The sequence below is a fragment of the Salinimicrobium oceani genome, from assembly GCF_012037645.1.
Genome location: NZ_JAAVJR010000333.1, coordinates 1 through 545, shown reverse-complemented (window position 1 = coordinate 545; position 545 = coordinate 1). Strand labels below are relative to the sequence as shown.

General features: G+C 41.8%; 1 protein-coding gene. It reads left to right on the top strand.

The features are described from left to right. The coding region (argS, locus tag HC175_RS17030; RefSeq protein WP_168139527.1) for an arginine--tRNA ligase domain-containing protein at positions 1 to 545 on the top strand (545 nt) is incomplete at both ends.

The following is a 545-nucleotide window of genomic DNA, read 5'->3' as shown; positions in this document are numbered from 1 at the left end:
CCGTTTACATGACTCAGGACATTGGCACAGCCATTCAAAGAGTGGAGGATTTTCATATTAACGGGATGGTTTATACCGTAGGAAACGAGCAGGATTATCACTTCAAAGTACTGTTTTTGATCCTGAAAAAGCTGGGTTACGAATGGGCACAGAATCTCTATCACCTTAGCTACGGAATGGTGGATCTCCCCAGTGGAAAAATGAAGAGTAGGGAAGGTACCGTTGTAGACGCCGATGATCTTATTGAAGAAATGACTGCCACCGCCCGAAAGATCTCTGAAGAGCTTGGAAAACTTGACGGCTATTCTGAAGCCGAAAAGGAGGAACTCTACAGGATCATTGGTCTTGGAGCTTTAAAATATTACATCCTTAAGGTTGATCCGCGAAAAAAGATACTTTTCAATCCTGAAGAATCAGTCGATTTCCAGGGCAATACAGGGCCTTTTATCCAATACACCTACGCCCGAATCCAGTCTATCCTTAGAAAAGCAGAATTTGATTATTCAGAAGTCATTTTAGAATATCAGCTAAACGACAAAGAGAAA